This window comes from Lysinibacillus macroides, from assembly GCF_001281525.1.
Classification (GTDB): Bacteria; Bacillota; Bacilli; order Bacillales_A; family Planococcaceae; genus Lysinibacillus; species Lysinibacillus macroides.
Genome location: NZ_LGCI01000005.1, coordinates 638488 through 655613 on the forward strand (window position 1 = coordinate 638488; position 17126 = coordinate 655613).

A 17126-nucleotide genomic window follows, 5' to 3' on the forward strand; every position below is an offset into this window, starting at 1 on the left:
AGTAGTTGACTAGAAAATTAAAAAGTACGAGAAATCAAGATTTTGCTAAGTGATCTCTCGTACTTTTTAGCTTGGCGGCATGCCCTGCTATCTCGTTATACTTTTCGTATTTTTTTAAATGCGACAACAACCCCAACAAATAGAATGGCTCCAGCTAGATCGACAAGCACATCCTGCCCACTCATCATACGCCCTGGTGTAAAGCTTTGTCGAACTTCATCCAAAATAGCAATGAGAGCCGTTCCGAAAATTGCCACCGCTGCCGCAAAACGACGCTTGCCCCATGCAAAGTAGAGACCTAGTGCGATACAGCCAAAACCAATCAAATGCGTTAATTTACGAATCAAAAATTCGACAAATGGAAAATACCCACGTTCTTCAATTGAAACAACCGTATCCCAATAAGGAATTTTTAAGAGAGCGAGCTGTTTTTCAAAAGGTTTATTGGCTAATAGTTCTTCTAGCTCTGGTAGGATGCTTTGCTGCTCATAGGTCATGCTCGATGAGATCAAGAGCACAACTAGACAAGCAATCAAGACCAGCCATTTCTTCATCGATGTTCTCGATATTGTTCTTGTTTTGTTAGTTTATTGACCGCTGTAAAATCTACGATGGCATCTATTTTTTCATAGGCAGCAAGCGTTTGTGCTAGCTGTTCCTGTGAGCTTGCCCCAATCACTGTTGAAGCGATGACAGGTTCCTTTAAGTTAAAGGCAAGGGCTAACGCATGTAAATCATCATAGTGTGAAGCGAGCTCTGTTAGTGTTGCTGTTAGCTCCTCTGCTGTATAGCTGTTAAAACCATTGCTACGCTGAAGACGTTGCTGCCAGCTATTTGTTAATAAGCCCTTTGCAACCGTCCCACGTGTAACAACAGATGCACCCTCACTTACAATAAATTCAAACCATTCTTCAGGGTGACGATCTAGGGCACTATACTGCATCATCACACTTTTGGCATGACTTGCTGGTAAAAAACGTTTTAATACATTTGGTCGAATAGAGGAAATGCCATATTCCCGAATAAGTCCATCCTTTTTCAAGCCTTCAAATGTGTCAATAATACCATCCCAGTCATCCTCTATTGTACCACCATGTAATTGATAGACATCTATATAATCCGTACCCAAACGTTGTAAGCTAGCATGTACAGCTTCTTTAATATAGGAAGGAGAGGCATCCCAATGCCAGCCCTCAACACCCTCTGTCCAGCGATTCCCTACCTTTGTGGCAAGAATCACCTGTTGGCGACGATTGCCTAAAATTTCTCCAATAATTTTCTCATTAACACCAAAATCATATAAATCAGCAGTATCAATATAGTTGATGCCCGCATCGAGTGCCATATCAACAATACTAGCAGCTTGCTTTTTATCTGTTGATAAAGACATCCCTCCTAAACTAATCTCTGAAATAAGCAAGTCACTTGCACCAAGCTGTCTTTTTTTCATTCAAACGCCCTCCTTCGATTTCTCTATTTGTAATGGTACAATGAACATATCTGAAGAACAAGCGAGGTTATCGTTGATGAAAAAGTTTGAGGAAAAAACGATTAAAACAACACCCATCTATGATGGTAGAATGATAAAATTACAAATTGATGATGTTACATTACCGAATGGACAAATGGCTAAACGGGAAATTATTAAGCATCCAGGTGCTGTAGCCATTATTGCTGTTACGGATGAAGGAAAGCTAGTGCTAGTAGAGCAGTACCGTAAAGCACTTGAACGTTCTATTATTGAAATTCCAGCTGGGAAACTTGAACCTGGTGAGGAGCCAGTAGTAACAGCCTATCGGGAGCTAGAGGAAGAGACAGGGTACGGGGCACGAAGCTTGATGTTTTTACAAGCCTTTGCCACGTCCCCAGGCTTTGCAGATGAGGTGATTTATCTATTTGTCGCAAAGGGATTATATAAAATTGATCAAAAGGCAGATTTAGATGAGGATGAGTTTGTCGAATTATTGGAAGTTTCGTTGGAAGATGCACAACAAATGATAGTAGAGCAGCGTATCTATGATGCGAAAACAGCCTTTGCAGTACTCTGGTTAGCTGCAAATTTACAACATAATCTTTAAGCATAATAGAGACGGACGAGCATAAGCTGTACAAACCTTGATAGAAAAGGAGCATGTTTATGTCTCGTACGGTGTCTATTTTTTATCACGCTTCCATCATTGCGGTAAGTTTTGTTTGTGGCGTTATCTTCTTTCATATTATTGGTGGGCCGAAAGCTGAACCGTTTATTTTATTGATAGAGCCTCGTTTAGCAGATGGGGACAGGCAGTCTATTTTTCGTATCGTGCTACCTGTTGTCATTTCTATAGGTCTTATACTACTATTGGCAACACATAGCTACTTAAAGATTTTAATTCGTGTCACAGTTGCTATGCGTGCAACCTTTTTTGGCTTTAGCTCGGTTTTTTTATTACAAAAACTTGAAGCTTTTTGGCTTTATACGATTTGGTGGTTTCCATTTCAGCTCATCTATTGTATATTGTTGCTAGTCCTATGCAATTTGCTTGTACCTGCTTGGTCAAAGCGAAAAATCGGGAAACAGGTATCTGGTCGGACAATTTTGTTGAATTTTATCGCATTTTTCATCATAATAGTTGCAGAGTTTATTGTTGTGTTTTTTGTGTTAAAATGAGAGATTGAATGAACAAAAATAAAAGATCAGATAAAAAGTAGAAGCACTTTAGAAATCTATTCATTATCTTGTAATAAGATTTACTCCTTTGGTATAATGGAATGAGTTTAGGGGGGCGTCACATGGAGAGCCGAATTGATCGTATAAAAAAACAGCTGCATAGTGCTAGTTACAAGCTGACGCCGCAGCGAGAAGCAACAGTTGCTGTCTTGCTTGAGCACGAAGAAGACCACCTTAGTGCTGAGGATGTTTATCTCTTAGTCAAAGAAAAAGCACCAGAGATTGGTCTAGCTACTGTTTATAGAACGTTAGAATTATTAACGGAGCTCAAAATTGTCGACAAAATCAATTTTGGCGATGGTGTATCACGCTATGACCTACGCCAAGAGGGAGCTGCCCATTTCCACCATCATCTTGTTTGCATCGAATGTGGTGCTGTGGATGAAATTCAAGAGGATTTGCTTGAAGATGTGGAAGCCGTTGTTGAGAAGCGTTGGAACTTTATCATAAAGGATCATCGACTAACTTTCCACGGCATATGCTGGCGCTGTCATGATAAAAACGACGAATCAGATGAAGAAAAATAACAAAAAGCTGTCTGTTTTAATCTTATTTATTAGATTGAATCGGGCAGTTTTTTGTTGTTTAGATGGTACGTCGATTTAGCACGATTATAGCTGAATACTGTCTGATAGGGGAGGCTTTCGCACATTTTTTAGAGCCGTGCTAAAATAGAGCATAATTGATTGGGGGGCGTTGTGATGAATGAATTTCAATATGCAGTAGAGGATTATATCCATTTTATTCAAGTAGAACGGCAATTATCTGTTAATACATTAGCATCCTATCGCCGAGATTTAGAAAGCTATGTGCGTTTTTTACAGGAAGCGGAGGGAATGGTTGATTTTAATCGTGTGGAACGGACAACTATTTTACGGCATTTAGAGCAGTTGCGCATGCAAGGAAAAACAAGCCGTACGATTGCGCGTCATATTTCATCCATTCGTAGCTTTCATCAATTTTTACTGCGAGAAAAACGTGCAGAAACAGATCCAACTGTCCATTTAGAAATGCCAACAATTGAGCAAAAGTTGCCCAATGTTCTATCAATTGAGGAAATCGAAGCATTATTAGCAGCGCCGAATCGCCACAAGCCACAAGGTATTCGTGACTTAGCCATGCTGGAGCTATTATATGGATCAGGTATGCGCATTAGTGAGTTAATTGCATTAGATTTGCTGGATGTCCATGTCACGATGGGCTTTGTGCGTGTATTTGGGAAGGGCGGCAAGGAACGAATTATTCCTCTTGGCAAAAGCGCACTTTCAGCCATCAATGTCTATTTAAATGGTGCACGTGGTCAATTACAAGGAAAATACCCAAAAACAGATGCGTTTTTTATTAATCAACGGGGAAAACGTTTAACAAGGCAAGGTTGTTGGAAATTAATGAAGGAGCATGCTTTAAAGGCAGGCATCCAACATGAGCTAACACCTCATACATTGCGGCATTCTTTTGCCACGCATCTAGTGGAAAATGGTGCAGATTTACGGGCTGTACAGGAGATGCTTGGTCATGCAGATATTTCCACAACACAGATTTATACACATATTAGTAAAAAAAGATTATCAGAGGTATACAAGCAATTTCATCCACGTGCGTAAAAAATCTGTTTCAGTCAGATGTCTGACCTTTATTTTTCGCTTTTTTTTGGTAAAATAGAGTCAAGAGAGTAGGAGGCAATCATTATGAATAAACCATTTAATAAAATCCATGTTGTTGTCATGGACTCAGTCGGCATTGGGGAAGCGCCAGATGCTGCTAACTTTGGAGATGTGGGTGCCCATACACTAGGTCACATCGCTGAAAAAATGAATGGGCTTACAATGCCAGTAATGGCGTCCTTTGGTTTAGCAAATATTGAACCACTGCAAGGACTGCAGGCAACTTCTGAACCAAAAGCCTATTACGGTAAAATGCAGGAAGCATCTGTTGGGAAAGATACGATGACAGGTCATTGGGAAATCATGGGGTTAAATATTGATAAACCATTTAAAGTGTATCCAGATGGGTTTCCAGCGGAGTTAATTGATGAGCTAGAGAAGCGTACAGGTCGTAAAGTGCTGTGCAATCAACCAGCAAGTGGTACCCAAGTAATTGAAGAATTTGGTAAGGAGCATATGGAAACAGGAGCACTTATTGTTTATACATCTGCTGATCCTGTTTTACAAATTGCAGCACATGAGGAAATCGTGCCATTAGAAGAGTTATATCAAATTTGTGAAATTGCACGTGAATTAACATTGCAGCCTGAGTATTTAGTGGGTCGTGTCATCGCACGTCCATTTATTGGCACACCGGGAAACTTTGCTCGTACTGCTAATCGACATGATTATGCATTAAAACCTTTTGGTCGTACAACAATGAATGTTATGAAGGATGCTGGCTTTGATGTGATTGCGATTGGGAAAATCTCTGATATTTTCAATGGCGAGGGTGTGACAGACGCAGTACGAACAAAAAATAATATGGATGGTATGGATAAATTTGCTGAAGTTGTACGTCGTGATTTCCGGGGTATGAGCTTCTTAAATTTAGTGGACTTTGATGCTAATTTTGGTCATCGTCGTGATCCACTAGGCTATGGACAGGCATTACAGGAGTTTGATGCACGTTTGCCAGAAATTATCGAGTCGATGTCAGCGGATGATTTATTGATCATTACAGCAGACCATGGCAATGATCCAACCTTCCATGGCACAGATCATACACGTGAATATGTACCGCTAATTGTTTACTCTCCACGTTTTAATGGTGGAGCCGAGCTTGCACTTCGCGAAACGTTTGCGGATATTGCAGCTACGATTGCTGAAAACTTCCAAGTGGAGGCACCACCATTCGGCAAAAGCTTTTTAGGCGATTTAAAATAAGGAGGATTTCCCAATGAATATGCTACAACTGTTTGAAAAGAAAAAACAAGGATTAGCACTATCACAGGCTGAAATTGACTATTTTGTTGAAGGCTATACAGCAGGTTCGATTCCAGATTATCAAGCAAGCTCCCTGCTCATGGCCATTCGCCTGCTTGGCATGACAGATGATGAAACATTTTATTTAACAAAGGCAATGATTGAATCAGGTGATGTCATTGATTTATCGTCGATTGAAGGCTTTAAAATTGATAAGCATTCAACAGGTGGTGTTGGTGATAAAGTAACACTAATTGTTACGCCAATTATTGCCTCTTTAGGAATTCCAGTAGCTAAATTTAGTGGCAAAGGGTTAGGCATTACTGGTGGAACAATTGATAAGCTAGAGTCGATTGAAGGCTTGAAAACAGAGCTTTCATCACAGGAATTTATCGATAATGTCAATCAACATAAAATTGCGGTTGCTGGACAAACAGGCAATCTTGTACCAGCTGACAAAAAATTATATGCATTGCGTGATGTCACAGGCACAGTTGATTCCATTCCATTAATTGCTGCATCCATTATGAGTAAAAAAATCGCTAGTGGTGCAGATGGCATTGTTCTGGATGTTAAATGTGGCTCAGGGGCATTTATGAAAACCGAGCAAGATGCACAGCGTTTAGCAGATACAATGACAGCGATTGGCGAAAAGCTTGGACGTAAAGTTGTTGCACATATTAGTGATATGGATAATCCATTAGGGAAAATGATTGGCAATAAGCTTGAAGTAGTGGAGGCTTATGCTTTATTAAATGGACGTATGGAAGAAACACATGAAGATCTGCTGGATGAATGTGTGGTAATTGCCTCCTTCATGTATCAAGTAGCTGCTGGAGTAGATGAGGCAGAAGCTACTCCAGCGGTTAAGCGTGTTTTAGCAGATGGTTCTGCAGTCGCAAAATTTGAAGAATTTATTGTGGCACAAGGTGGTGTAATCGCTGACATTGTACAAAAGGATACAGCTTATAAAGCAGCGGTAACAGCCTCAACAGCAGGCACGGTGGAAACCATTAATGCGTTATTAATTGGAGAAGCCAGTGTTAGCCTAGGTGCGGGACGTGTAACAAAGGAATCAGCACTTGATTATGATGCTGGCATTCAGCTGATCGCTAAAAAAGGCGATCCTATTGCTAGCGGTGATACAATCGCTTATTTATATTCAAACCATCCAATTGATGAAGAGACTGTAAATAAAGTGCAAAAAGCTTATACAATTGCATAACAACATTTAGCGAGGATGCTCATTTTAAAAGCGCCCTCGCTTTTTTATTGGAACGGTGCGATGGATATTGGAGTGAGATTGACGGATAGACCCTGAAATAGACGGATAGAATGGCAAAAGTGATGGATAAAGTCCACGCAAGGATGCTTAGATTAGAGGCTTTGCTCAAGCAGTGGATAGCGTTGCACCACACATTCTATAAGAATTTCTATTTCAAGGATCAAGGGCGTTTAGAAAATATTACTTTATCCCATACTGCACATAAACCTAAAAAGCTATAAGTATGTCGATTTGACACTATTTCAGAAGACTTTGCACTAGTTCTGTCAGCCGCAAGGATTCACCACATCGCATGTGGAATTGCACGAAGGAGGAGGCGATGTTCATGCATTTTCAATTAGAAATGGTTACAAAAGAGGCAGTTGTTATACGTTTATTTGGGGAGCTCGATCATCATGCGGTAGAGCAAATTCGAGCGAAAATTTCTGCAGCAATTTTTCAAGGCACTGTGACGACCATCATTTGGAACCTAGAAGGGCTGTCCTTTATGGATAGTTCGGGAGTTGGTTTAGTGCTTGGTCGAATGCGTGAGTTAGAGGCAGTTGCTGGGCGAACTATATTATTGAATCCATCGCCAACAATGCGAAAAGTATTCCAATTTTCAGGACTTGGTCCGTGGATGATGGATGGAACAGAGGAACAAGCGATTGATCGCGTAAGGGGGATTGTAAATGGATAACGAAATGACATTAACTTTTTTAGCACTTAGTGAAAATGAAGCCTTAGCACGTGTAGCAGTGACAGGTTTTATTGCACAATTAGACCCAACTATTGATGAGCTATCTGAATTTAAAACAGTTGTCTCAGAGGCCGTTTCCAATGCCATTATTCATGGTTATGAAGAGAATGGCAAAGGTGTTGTGACCGTTCATGCAAAACGTGAGAATGATATTGTTACAGTGTCCGTGATGGATAACGGCGTTGGTATTGAGGATGTTAGTCAAGCCATGGAGCCGTTATTTACAACGAAAAGTGCGATGGAGCGTTCAGGTATGGGCTTTACCATTATGGATAGCTTCTCGGATCAGTTGACCGTCATATCAAAATGGCAAGAAGGCACAACTGTCACGTTTACGAAGAAATTTCACACAGTACGCACAGTGGTAATGTGAGGGTAGCATCGTGAAGCCATTAGAACAGTCGTCCGATAAGCTATTGTCGCAGGAGGAAATGCGTGATTTAATTGCACGCGCACAGCAGGGCGATCATGAGGCTCGTAAGCGAATGGTAGAAGGGAATACGAGGCTTGTGTGGTCCATTGTTCAACGTTTTACTACAAGAGGTGTTGAGCTTGAGGATTTATTCCAGATTGGCTGCATAGGGCTCATGAAATCTGTCGATAAATTCGATTTAACCTACGATGTAAAATTTTCTACCTATGCAGTACCCATGATTATCGGTGAAATTCAACGCTTTTTAAGGGATGATGGCATGGTGAAGGTCAGTCGCTCCATACGTGAGCTGAATTTTAAAATCCGACATGCTACAGATGAATTTATTAAAAAGAATGAGCATCCACCAACGATCCAGGAGCTAGCGCAGGTGCTTGGTGTGACAACAGAAGAAATTGTGACAGCTTCTGATGCATTGCGAGATCCAGCCTCTTTACATGAGCAATTGTATGAAAGTGAAGGGGATTCCATTACATTAATGGATCAAATGAAGGATGAAAAATCGGAGCAGCCCTTTGATTATATTCCGTTAAAAGAAGTGCTGACAAGGCTTGAACCAAGGGAGCAGTCTATTATTTATTTACGCTATTTTTCAGATTGTACACAAACGGAAATTGCTAATAGGCTTGGGATATCACAGGTACAAGTTTCACGATTAGAGAAAAAAATTCTTGCGCAGCTAAAAAGCTGGATGGCTACCAGTGCTACAGTGGAGGAAGACTCTTTCAAAAAAGACATCTAAGAAAATGGTGACAGCATGACAAACAAATTATTTAACAGCTTAGAAGAGGCAGAAGATTTTTTAAAAGAGCAGTTTGGAGACGGCGAATCATTTGACGTTGGAATTAAGCATTTATTTGTCAAAGATTTGCCAGTTCTTTGTGCATATATTAGTGGGCTCGTAGATGGAGAAACGTTAACACAATTACTCTCTAGTATACTGCCAGATGAGGATTTTGAAATTGATGTGGAGGATGAGAAGGCGTATTTTGAGTCCTATTTTAATTTCCATGGTCGCTCAGAGGAAACGGAACGCAAAGCTTATTTATTAGCTATTCTAAGTGGACAAGTAACGTTTATTACTAAAAGTGGCTATTGCTACGTTGCTGAGCTAAGGAACTATCCAGGTCGTTCCCCAGAGGAGCCTGATAATGAAAAGGTTATACGCGGTTCGAGGGATGGTTTTACAGAAGGCATTTCTCAAAATACGGCTTTAATACGTAGACGAATTCGCAATAGTAATTTACGATTCGAGCTACATAAAATATCCAAAATCGGTCAAACCGACGTGGCGATCGCGTTTATGAAGGATGTTGCCAATGAAGATATGCTCGAAAGTTTACGACAGCGTCTTGGACAAATAAATCATGATGGCTTGACGATGGCCGATAAATCATTAGAAGAATGGCTCTTTAAACAAAAGTTCCACCCAGTTCCATTTGTACGTTATACGGAGAGACCTGATATTGCTGCAGCTCATCTACTTGAAGGGCATATAGCTATATTAGTCGATACTTCTCCATCCGTTATTTTAGTACCTGTTACAGTGTTTCATTTATTGCAGCATGCAGAGGAATATCGTCAGGCACCCACAGTAGGGACGTTTGTACGTTTTATGCGATATTTTGGCTCTGTAATGGGTTTACTTTTATTGCCATTGTGGTATGTATTTGCAACGAATGAATCCCTACTTCCAGATGCCCTCTCCTTTTTAGGTACGGAGGAGAAATCGCATGTACCTTTATTACTACAAATTTTGATTGCGGATATTGGAATAGAATTTTTGAGGATGGCCGCCATTCATACTCCGTCACCATTGTCCACTGCGATGGGATTGGTTGCGGGGGTAATCATTGGTCAAATTGCGATTGATGTTGGATTATTCTCTTCAGAGGTGGTTCTCTATACAGCGGTGGCAGCCATTCTTATTTTCATTATTCCATCCTATGAGCTTAGTATCTCCATTAAAATTTTTAGGTTACTGCTACTTCTGATGACGGGTCTCTGGGGTGTCAATGGGTTATTTATTGGTTTATTTTTATTGTTTACGTATTTATGTTCATTGCGACCAATGCAGGCACCTTATTTATGGCCGCTTGTTCCATTCTTTCCAACAGCAATGCTTCGCGTCATTATTCGCTTCCCAATGACAGCAGATGCACTCAGACCTTATGTAGTCGCTTCCAAACAGCGAAAAAGATCATAGGAGCCGTTGCACTCGTTTTTTTCATGTGATAAAGTTCACATATAGTATTTTGTGATTTTTGCAAAAATTATTTTCATTCAAGAAAAAGCAAGTACTATACATTTGTTTTTTTATATGTGAAGGAAATAGTTTTTTGATGGAATGGTTCTAATATAGTAAAGAACCCTTCCACTTTCAAACCGTAAAAATAACAAGATGGAACGATGTGAAAAGGGAGAGATGCACATGCATTTATATGGAACACAAGCGATTTCTGAAGAAGGTCATTTAACAATTGGACAGGTAGATACACTTGAACTTGCAAAAGAGTATGGTACACCATTATTCGTATACGATACAGCATTGATTCGCCAGCGTGCACGTAGCTTTATCGATACGTTTAAAAAGCTAGGCGTAAAAGCAGAAGTAGCTTATGCTTCAAAGGCATTTGCATGTGTAGCGGTATATCAATTAGCAGCAGAGGAAAATTTATCACTAGATGTTGTATCAGGTGGAGAATTATTTACGGCCCTAAAGGCTGGCTTCCCTGCTGAGCGCATTCATTTCCATGGCAATAATAAAAGCATTGCTGAATTAGAGCAAGCCTTTGATGCCAATATTGGCTGTATTGTTGTTGATAACTTCTATGAAATACAGCTTTTAAAAGAAATTTCAGAGCGTCGTCAACAAAAAATGCGTATTTTATTACGTGTGACACCAGGTGTTGAAGCACATACGCATGATTTTATTACGACAGGTCAAGCTGATTCTAAATTTGGCTTTGATCTAAACAATGGCCAAGCGGATGAGGCTTTCCAGCAAACGTTTAACCATGAATTCCTAGAGCTTCTAGGCTTACATTGTCATATTGGCTCACAAATTTTTGATACTGCTGGTTTTGCCTTAGCAGGCGAAAAATTAATTGATAAAATTTCTGATTGGCACAAGACTCACGATTTTACGTGTACTGTGTTAAACTTAGGTGGGGGCTTTGGTATTCGTTATACTGAAGAAGATGCACCGCTTGAACCACAAGTATATGTAGAGGATATGATTACCGTTGTAAAAAATAAAGCAACGGTGCTTGGACTAACAATGCCAGAAATTTGGATTGAACCAGGTCGCTCACTTGTAGGTGATGCAGGAACATCTCTTTACACAATTGGTTCACAAAAAACAGTGCCAGATGTACGAAAATATATTGCTGTCGATGGTGGGATGAGTGACAATATTCGTCCAGCATTATATGATGCTAAGTATGAGGCTGTCATTGCCAATAAAGCACATGCGCCGAAAGATGAAATCTATACAATTGCTGGTAAGTTATGTGAATCTGGCGATAAATTAATTATTGATGCGAAGCTACAAGAGACAGCTTCAGGTGATACTTTAGCTATTTTCTGTACAGGTGCATATGGATATTCAATGGCTAGCAACTATAATCGTGTCCCACGACCTGCTATTGTCTTTGTAGAGAATGGGCAACATCAACTAGCTGTTCGCCGTGAAAGTTATGAAGATATTGTGCAAAACGATCTCCCGCTAACGTTAAAAAAGGGTGAGTGAATTTGAGAAAGAATAAATGGGTACTATTAGCGTCCATTTCAGTTTTTATTGTATTATGGGGCGTTGTCTATTGGGTGTTGGCGTCTAAAGGTATTCTCGGACCTGGTTCGTAAGACAGAAATTGACTTGCGGTAAAAGTACAAATCGTGTAGGATAGTCAAAGATTATGTACAGCTAGAAAAAGAGGGAATAGACAAATATGTTAATTCGATATAAAAAAGCGTTGGAGAAAATAGCGATGGGGTTACTCTCCTTTATGCCGAACGAAAAAGACGTAAAAAAGCTTACAGAGACAATCGACTCTTATGAAAATGATGATCATTGGGTTCTATATTTATGGAAAAAGAATGAGGAATACATTGGCATCGTTGGACTTGTAACGGATGAGCATAATACTGCTACTATTCAACATGTATCTGTTGTCCCTTCCTATAGGGGCGAGGGCGTTGCAAAGGAAATGCTTCAGGAAGTAGCCGAACTTGGTCAGTATCAAAGTGTACGTGCCACTGATGAAACACGTGCCTTTGTGCAAAAGTGTATCAATTGTATAGATGAAAAAGCAGACGATTAAGGACGTCTGCTTTTTCTTTGTTTGCTTTCTTGTCGCTCTGCAAGAATATGTGAGCGATCTCGTAGCATATGTTTATGAAGAAGATAGTTTGAAGTTGTTGAAGGCAAGAGCTCTATACGTGCTATAACCAATTCTCGCAAAGTTGGTGAAAGTGGAAGCTGGAATGCTTGAAAAGGCTTCCCAACAGTAATGGCGGAAATCGTAGTGGATACCTGTGCCAGAAGCTGCTGATAATCAATTTCACGGAAAAAAATATGCCCTTGATTGTGCTGAAAATTAGTAAGAGCTTTTGATAAAATTCTTTTTGCGCCAATATCGTTGCCACGTCGCCAATGATAGAAGCCTGTCGCTAGTTGCACATAGCCGACAAGGGGGTGCATTTTATCACCTGGAGCAATTTCCTTCCAGTATTCCTCAAGCACCTCATGGCACTCAAAAAAATCATGATTGCCATTGAAATAGGCACAGTAGTCAATAAATAAAGTATGATGCTGTGGATGCATTTTAAACTCCTTTCCACTATACTAAAAGAACAAAAAATCTCAGGGTGGTAAAATCATGTCTTATGAAGTAAAATTAGAAGCCTTTTCAGGGCCTCTTGATTTATTATTACATTTAATTCACAGATTGGAAATTGATATCTATGATATTCCAATGGCTGAAATTACACAACAATATATCGACCATATACATGCTATGCAGGTATTGGAATTGAATGAAGCAAGCGAATATTTGGTGATGGCCGCAACCTTATTGGCGATTAAAAGCCGTATGCTCTTGCCAATTCATGAAGGAGAAATGGAGGATGCCGAATTAGAGGTTGACGAGCCAGACCCGCGTGAAGAACTTGTCCAACGGTTAATTGAATATAAAAAATACAAGGAAGCAGCCCATCATTTACAGGAGCTAGAAACAGATAGAGCACAAGTATTTACAAGACCACCAGCTGATTTAACAGGCTTAGCCTCCGATGAACAAATGGCTTTGTTTGATTTGAACGTTAATATTTATGACATGCTTGGTGCCTTTCAAAAATTAATGCGCCGAAAAAAATTAAAGAAGCCACTTAAAACGACTGTAGCGAGGCAGGAACGTTCTGTAAAAGATCAAATGCGCTCCGTTGTTGATTCTTTACGATTAACAGGTGGACGTGCATCATTTTTCGAGCTTTTTCCCTATGAAGATAAACCAACACTTATTCTGACGTTTGTATCACTTCTTGAACTAATGAAACGTCAGGTCGTCATCGTAGAGCAAGTTGGTAACTTTGAGGATTTAACAGTTACCTTACAGAAGGAGGAATGGGAAGATGACGAAAGCATTGATGTTACAGAGTAAAATAGAAGCTTTATTATTTGTTGTTGGCGATGATGGCTTAACAATTAAACAATTATCACAGCTTTTAGGTGAACAAGAAGATGTTATTACGCAGACATTGATGACCTTAAGAAAGGCATATGAGGAAGATTTGACAAGAGGCATTACGGTCAAAGAAATAGCAGGTGTGTATCAGCTTATTACAAAAACGGAGTTTGCTGATACGATTCAACGCTTAGTAGAAAATCCAACTACGCAATCATTATCTCAAGCCTCTCTCGAAGTATTGGCAATTGTTGCCTATAAACAGCCTATTACCCGTGTAGCGGTTGAGGATTTGCGTGGTGTCAAATGTGAACGCCCCATTCAAACATTAGTGTCACGAGGTCTTATTAAAGAAGTTGGGCGTTCAGAGGGGACTGGACGTGCTATTCTGTATGGTACAACAAAAGAGTTTTTACATTATTTTGGTTTAAATAGCTTAGAGGAAATGCCGCCTTTACCTGAGGAGGAATTTGCTGATACAGAGCAAGAAACAGATTTATTTATGACGAAATTCCAAGAAACATTTAGCGATGCAAAATAATTGGCATCATCTATCTAATCTTAGTGAATAAGGAGTGGCTCGTTGCTTCGGTTCGTTCGTTTAATGATCATTATGACCCTTATGTTAATGGTAATATTGCCGCAAACAAGCTTGGCAAGAGGAGGAAGCGGCTATGCTGTGTTAGATGGAGATACAGGGCGTGTCTTGCTAGCATCCAATAGTGAGGCACGACTACCCATTGCAAGCTTAACAAAAATTTGGACAGCACTTGTCGCCATTGAAAATAGTAATCTACAAGATGAGGTTGTGATCTCGCCCAAGGCTGCCATGGCTGAAGGAAGCTCTATCTATTTACAGGCTGGTGAAACAGTCACAGTGGAAACACTGTTATATGGTTTAATGTTGCGATCAGGTAATGATGCTGCAACAGCTTTAGCAGAGCATGTAGGAGGCTCTGTGGAGGGTTTTGTAAAGTTAATGAATGAAAGAGCGGTTATTGCTGGGCTAACGAATACTGTTTTTATGAATCCTTCTGGTTTGCATCATGATGAGCATTTATCCTCAGCAAGAGATACCGCGGAGATGCTAAGAATTGCTCTGCAAAATAAAACCTTTGAAAAAATCGCTTCAACCGTCCTTTATCGAGCAGATACGGTCAACGGTATGCTTTGGGAAAATAAACATCGACTATTAAGAGAAGGCTCAGGCTCGGTTGCAGAAATGGATGATGAAACGGAGCAGCCTGTTAGTTCTTTAAAATCCGCTACGGGCATGGCCTTTGCGGGCAAAACAGGCTTTACAAAGGTTGCGGGACGCACGCTTGCAACAGCCTTTCAAAAGGACGGACAAATATGTATTGTCGTCACCTTAAACGAATCAGATGATTGGAATGTTCATCGAGGTCTAGCCAATAAGGTATGGCAAGATTATAGTCTTGAAACAGTTGTGAAAAAAGGCAAATATAATGTTAATAAAAAAGTAGCAATTCGTTTAGAGCAACCAATTCGTTTACAATTAAATAAAGAGGAGCAAGAGCAGGTACGGCAAGTATTACATGTGTCAAGAAAGCGCAAAGAAGCCGTGTTGTCTATTTTCTTGGGAGAAGAGCGCATTTATGCAGTGCCAGTAAAAGTTGAATCAGCGGATCGTTAAAAAACGGTTCGCTGATTTTTTATATGCTTTAAAATTGCTTGAGTACTGGATTTCCTTGTTTATTTAATTAACGACTAAACGTGAAGTGGTATAATTTAACTAAACACAATTAGGAGATAAGAAACGATAATACGACACAATCAAGGTCTATTTACTCGAAATCGCTACAATTATACCCAATCACAATTGAATAACACATTAAATAAATTGTCTTCAGGCTATAAAATAAAACAAGCTGCGGATGATGCGGCAGGTTTAGGCATTAGCGAAAAAATGCGTGGGCAAATAAGAGGGTTACATAGGGCCGGAGAAAATATTCAAAATGGCTTGTCATTATTACAAACAGTTGATGGTGGATTAGGGACGATTACAGACCCTAATTTATTAAGGATGCGTGAATTAGCCATTCAGGCAGCAAATGACACATTGACAAATGATGATCGCTTCAAAATACAAATGGAAATCGATGCAATTAAAGAAGGCATTGATAATATTGTAGATGGTACGGAATTTAATACAATAAAAGTATTACGGCCTCCTGCTGAGCTACCTACTGCAACACCTAATGGGGTAGTAGATATTGTATTAGTTTTCGATAATACAGGGAGTATGTCTTCCAAACAACAAAATTTTGCAGCTAATATCCAAAATTTAATTTCTTCTATTCAAGGGAAAGGCGTATCAGATATTCGAATAGGCATTTTAAGTTACTATGATTCGAATTATGAAAAAAGTGATTTTGCAGGTGATAAATGGACGAGTGATATCAATGAGGTCATAGCTGAAATCAATAGAATTTCTGCAACCAATGATGGTGGTACTGAAAATAATATGACGGCTATTGAAGAGGTTGTGAACTTTTATGATTTTAGAGAGTATCCCAATAGCAATACAAATTATAAACATCTGATTATCATTACAGATGAATTTGGAGATGATGATTATAAAACGCAAGATGTTGTCCAGCTATTAAAGGATCAACATATTATGTTGCATGGTGTAATGGATAGTGCGCCTGGGCTGGATCACGTTATTCAGGAAACAGGTGGTCAAAAAGTTCAATTAAATGGCAATCCAAACTGGGGTGCAGATTTATCAAAAGATATCGGTGAGGCGATTGGTTCATCTGCTAATATACCTCATGAAGAAGTCGACATGCATCCGCTTATTTTACAAGTAGGTGCGAATGTGGGACAACATATAAAACTCAATTTATATGATTGCCGTACCACAACAATAGGTATTGATGAAGTATCTGTTATGACACGTGAAGATGCTGAACAAGCATTAGCAATCATTGATAAAGCAATACAGCAAATTTCCAGCTATCGTAGTGAATATGGTGCGTTTTATAATCGACTTAAATATGCCTACAATAATGTTCAAAATGCTGAGGAAAATTTAATACATGCAGAATCTTTATTACGAGATACTGATATGGCGCAGGAAATGTCTAAACTAAAAAAAGCTCAACTAATACTCCAATCCTCCCAAGCAATGATGGCACAAATTAATCAAATGAGCCAAGGAATATTGACATTATTAAAATAATAGTGTGTAAGTAAAAAAATCTTTTGTTCTGCAGGTATGGTCGGTTCCTTGTTAACAAATTAGCAGAAGCCAATTGACAATAACTATAAGAAAAGCTGCCAAATGGTGGCTTTTTTCATGTCTACAATAGCAAATATGAAAAACGATTCACTTGTTAGAAA

19 protein-coding genes are annotated in these 17126 nt (G+C 39.5%); 16 read left to right on the top strand and 3 right to left on the bottom strand.

What is annotated here, in order from left to right; translation table 11 throughout:
- Positions 1-95: 95 nt before the first annotated feature.
- Both ADM90_RS05960 and ADM90_RS05965 read right to left on the bottom strand, forming a co-directional pair.
- On the bottom strand, positions 96-554 hold the full coding sequence (locus ADM90_RS05960; protein WP_053994109.1) for a VanZ family protein: 459 nt from the start codon (positions 552-554) through the stop codon (positions 96-98).
- A complete protein-coding gene (locus tag ADM90_RS05965) occupies positions 551-1450 on the bottom strand; it encodes an aldo/keto reductase (RefSeq protein ID WP_053994110.1) in 900 nt (299 codons plus the stop codon). Before ADM90_RS05965 ends, ADM90_RS05960 begins: the two co-directional genes overlap by 4 nt.
- A 76-nt stretch (positions 1451-1526) precedes the next feature.
- Here ADM90_RS05965 and ADM90_RS05970 point away from each other — a divergent pair, with 76 nt between their 5' ends.
- From ADM90_RS05970 to ADM90_RS06025, 12 genes are all read left to right on the top strand, one after another.
- Positions 1527-2078, top strand: coding sequence for an NUDIX domain-containing protein (locus tag ADM90_RS05970; protein WP_053994111.1), 552 nt, complete (start codon positions 1527-1529; stop codon positions 2076-2078).
- Positions 2079-2137: 59 nt separating this feature from the next.
- Entirely contained in the window at positions 2138-2650 is a 513-nt protein-coding gene (locus ADM90_RS05975; protein WP_053994112.1) for a hypothetical protein, read from the top strand.
- 122 nt (positions 2651-2772) lie between these two features.
- A complete protein-coding gene (gene fur, locus ADM90_RS05980; protein WP_053994113.1) occupies positions 2773-3237 on the top strand; it encodes a ferric iron uptake transcriptional regulator in 465 nt (154 codons plus the stop codon).
- A gap of 174 nt (positions 3238-3411) precedes the next feature.
- Positions 3412-4314, top strand: coding sequence for a site-specific tyrosine recombinase XerD (gene xerD / locus ADM90_RS05985; protein WP_053994114.1), 903 nt, complete (start codon positions 3412-3414; stop codon positions 4312-4314).
- 84 nt (positions 4315-4398) lie between these two features.
- Positions 4399-5580, top strand: coding sequence for a phosphopentomutase (gene deoB, locus ADM90_RS05990; protein ID WP_053994115.1), 1182 nt, complete (start codon positions 4399-4401; stop codon positions 5578-5580).
- A 13-nt stretch (positions 5581-5593) separates the two neighbouring features.
- Positions 5594-6844 carry a thymidine phosphorylase gene (locus ADM90_RS05995; RefSeq protein ID WP_053994116.1) on the top strand — a complete coding sequence of 417 codons (1251 nt, stop codon included), beginning with the start codon at positions 5594-5596 and terminating at the stop codon, positions 6842-6844.
- A 385-nt stretch (positions 6845-7229) separates the two neighbouring features.
- On the top strand, positions 7230-7583 hold the full coding sequence (gene spoIIAA / locus ADM90_RS06000) for an anti-sigma F factor antagonist (protein ID WP_053994117.1): 354 nt from the start codon (positions 7230-7232) through the stop codon (positions 7581-7583).
- Positions 7576-8016 (top strand): anti-sigma F factor, encoded by a 441-nt coding sequence (spoIIAB, locus tag ADM90_RS06005; protein WP_053994118.1) that lies wholly within the window; start codon positions 7576-7578, stop codon positions 8014-8016. The genes spoIIAA and spoIIAB overlap by 8 nt, the downstream gene beginning before the upstream one ends.
- 58 nt (positions 8017-8074) lie before the next feature.
- On the top strand, positions 8075-8818 hold the full coding sequence (gene sigF / locus ADM90_RS06010) for an RNA polymerase sporulation sigma factor SigF (protein WP_412176980.1): 744 nt from the start codon (positions 8075-8077) through the stop codon (positions 8816-8818).
- A gap of 15 nt (positions 8819-8833) precedes the next feature.
- Entirely contained in the window at positions 8834-10282 is a 1449-nt protein-coding gene (locus tag ADM90_RS06015; RefSeq protein WP_053994120.1) for a spore germination protein, read from the top strand.
- Between the two features lie 225 nt (positions 10283-10507).
- Positions 10508-11827, top strand: coding sequence for a diaminopimelate decarboxylase (gene lysA / locus ADM90_RS06020; RefSeq protein ID WP_053994121.1), 1320 nt, complete (start codon positions 10508-10510; stop codon positions 11825-11827).
- Positions 11828-12026: 199 nt separating this feature from the next.
- Entirely contained in the window at positions 12027-12398 is a 372-nt protein-coding gene (locus tag ADM90_RS06025; RefSeq protein WP_053994122.1) for a GNAT family N-acetyltransferase, read from the top strand.
- Here ADM90_RS06025 and ADM90_RS06030 read toward each other — a convergent pair.
- Complete coding sequence (locus tag ADM90_RS06030; RefSeq protein ID WP_053994123.1) at positions 12395-12901, bottom strand: DUF309 domain-containing protein; 507 nt, start codon at positions 12899-12901, stop codon at positions 12395-12397. The two genes, ADM90_RS06025 and ADM90_RS06030, sit on opposite strands and share 4 nt — an antisense overlap.
- Before the next feature lie 55 nt (positions 12902-12956).
- Here ADM90_RS06030 and ADM90_RS06035 point away from each other — a divergent pair, with 55 nt between their 5' ends.
- From ADM90_RS06035 to ADM90_RS06050, 4 genes are all read left to right on the top strand, one after another.
- The gene (locus ADM90_RS06035) at positions 12957-13736 is read left to right on the top strand and encodes a segregation/condensation protein A (protein ID WP_053994124.1); all 780 of its coding nucleotides are present in this window, start codon (positions 12957-12959) and stop codon (positions 13734-13736) included.
- Positions 13708-14301 (top strand): SMC-Scp complex subunit ScpB, encoded by a 594-nt coding sequence (gene scpB / locus ADM90_RS06040; RefSeq protein ID WP_053994125.1) that lies wholly within the window; start codon positions 13708-13710, stop codon positions 14299-14301. The genes ADM90_RS06035 and scpB overlap by 29 nt, the downstream gene beginning before the upstream one ends.
- Before the next feature lie 42 nt (positions 14302-14343).
- On the top strand, positions 14344-15414 hold the full coding sequence (locus tag ADM90_RS06045; protein ID WP_053994126.1) for a D-alanyl-D-alanine carboxypeptidase family protein: 1071 nt from the start codon (positions 14344-14346) through the stop codon (positions 15412-15414).
- A gap of 129 nt (positions 15415-15543) precedes the next feature.
- Positions 15544-16965, top strand: coding sequence for a flagellin N-terminal helical domain-containing protein (locus ADM90_RS06050; RefSeq protein WP_268766619.1), 1422 nt, complete (start codon positions 15544-15546; stop codon positions 16963-16965).
- Positions 16966-17126: the final 161 nt, after the last annotated feature.

What these genes read in the sequence shown, in the direction of transcription:
- ADM90_RS05960 (WP_053994109.1), bottom strand. Translation starts at nt 554, where the DNA reads ATGAAGAAATGGCTGGTCTTGATTGCTTGTCTAGTTGTGCTCTTGATC.
- ADM90_RS05965 (WP_053994110.1), bottom strand. Translation starts at nt 1,450, where the DNA reads ATGAAAAAAAGACAGCTTGGTGCAAGTGACTTGCTTATTTCAGAGATT.
- ADM90_RS05970 (WP_053994111.1), top strand. Translation starts at nt 1,527, where the DNA reads ATGAAAAAGTTTGAGGAAAAAACGATTAAAACAACACCCATCTATGAT.
- ADM90_RS05975 (WP_053994112.1), top strand. Translation starts at nt 2,138, where the DNA reads ATGTCTCGTACGGTGTCTATTTTTTATCACGCTTCCATCATTGCGGTA.
- fur (WP_053994113.1), top strand. Translation starts at nt 2,773, where the DNA reads ATGGAGAGCCGAATTGATCGTATAAAAAAACAGCTGCATAGTGCTAGT.
- xerD (WP_053994114.1), top strand. Translation starts at nt 3,412, where the DNA reads ATGAATGAATTTCAATATGCAGTAGAGGATTATATCCATTTTATTCAA.
- deoB (WP_053994115.1), top strand. Translation starts at nt 4,399, where the DNA reads ATGAATAAACCATTTAATAAAATCCATGTTGTTGTCATGGACTCAGTC.
- ADM90_RS05995 (WP_053994116.1), top strand. Translation starts at nt 5,594, where the DNA reads ATGAATATGCTACAACTGTTTGAAAAGAAAAAACAAGGATTAGCACTA.
- spoIIAA (WP_053994117.1), top strand. Translation starts at nt 7,230, where the DNA reads ATGCATTTTCAATTAGAAATGGTTACAAAAGAGGCAGTTGTTATACGT.
- spoIIAB (WP_053994118.1), top strand. Translation starts at nt 7,576, where the DNA reads ATGGATAACGAAATGACATTAACTTTTTTAGCACTTAGTGAAAATGAA.
- sigF (WP_412176980.1), top strand. Translation starts at nt 8,075, where the DNA reads ATGCGTGATTTAATTGCACGCGCACAGCAGGGCGATCATGAGGCTCGT.
- ADM90_RS06015 (WP_053994120.1), top strand. Translation starts at nt 8,834, where the DNA reads ATGACAAACAAATTATTTAACAGCTTAGAAGAGGCAGAAGATTTTTTA.
- lysA (WP_053994121.1), top strand. Translation starts at nt 10,508, where the DNA reads ATGCATTTATATGGAACACAAGCGATTTCTGAAGAAGGTCATTTAACA.
- ADM90_RS06025 (WP_053994122.1), top strand. Translation starts at nt 12,027, where the DNA reads ATGTTAATTCGATATAAAAAAGCGTTGGAGAAAATAGCGATGGGGTTA.
- ADM90_RS06030 (WP_053994123.1), bottom strand. Translation starts at nt 12,901, where the DNA reads ATGCATCCACAGCATCATACTTTATTTATTGACTACTGTGCCTATTTC.
- ADM90_RS06035 (WP_053994124.1), top strand. Translation starts at nt 12,957, where the DNA reads ATGTCTTATGAAGTAAAATTAGAAGCCTTTTCAGGGCCTCTTGATTTA.
- scpB (WP_053994125.1), top strand. Translation starts at nt 13,708, where the DNA reads ATGACGAAAGCATTGATGTTACAGAGTAAAATAGAAGCTTTATTATTT.